The sequence below is a fragment of the Adhaeribacter terrigena genome (assembly GCF_016623615.1).
Classification (GTDB): Bacteria; Bacteroidota; Bacteroidia; order Cytophagales; family Hymenobacteraceae; genus Adhaeribacter_A; species Adhaeribacter_A terrigena.
Genome location: NZ_JAEHFX010000020.1, coordinates 1 through 878 on the forward strand (window position 1 = coordinate 1; position 878 = coordinate 878).

1 protein-coding gene is annotated in these 878 nt (G+C 56.4%); it reads right to left on the reverse strand.

What is annotated here, in order from left to right:
- The coding region (locus I5M27_RS18465) for a hypothetical protein (protein WP_200507870.1) at positions 1–878 on the reverse strand (878 nt) is incomplete at both ends.

Consider the following 878-nt stretch of genomic DNA (forward strand, 5'->3'; position numbering starts at 1 on the left):
GCCGTGCCGTTGGTATTATCGAAAGCTTCCCGCACGTTGCTTTCCAAACCGATCTGGATGCCGCCTTTGTTTTTGTACGGGGTCAGGTCTACTTCTATGGTTTGCCACTGCGCCGTTGTGCCGGTAGCGTAGCCGCCAAAAGGAGGCCTGAAGGTCTGGCCAACCTGGTTGCCGTTCACCGTTACGCGGAAGTTGGTGTTGTAATGGGTGGCTTTGTAGAACTGTTTCAGATCGAAGGTTAAGCGCAGCGAATCGGAGCCGATGTTGGTGGGGCCCAGGCAGATGTAAACGGCCGCGAAGTTATCGCCGTTGTTTTGCCACGGGTCCACGATGCCCACCGGGATTACCCATTTCGGATCGTCGATGCCATCCATGATCAGGCCTTTCCCGGCGCCGTTGCCCGTGCCGGCCACTTCGGTAACCTGCGATTTTGCTTTGGTAATGGTGCGGGCCGCAGAAACGCTGGTAGGCGGGGTTTCAAAGTCGAGGGTGATAGGCAGGCCGTTGTAGAGCGCATTGGTTACGTTGTAAACAATGGCATTATTGCCTGGTTCCGGGTCGGTGCCCTGGGTGTTGAGGATCTCTACTTCGATGCTGTGGGCGCCCGGAGCAGACAGGTCAGCGCCCTGGCTGAAGGTGTATTTTATTGGGGCATCGGGCAATAGCTGCGGGGTGGTGGTGCCGCTTACCCAGGAGCCGCCATCTACCCGGTACCTGATCTGGTAACCGTTCACGTTGATGCCGCCCAGGTTTTCGATCTCTACCTGTACTCTTTCGTTGGTGCCAAAGCCGCAAACCTGGGTAAGGGGCATAAAGGCATTGATCGATAAGTTGTTGGAGTTGTCGCCAATGCGCACGTCGTCGAAAGCAAAACCGTC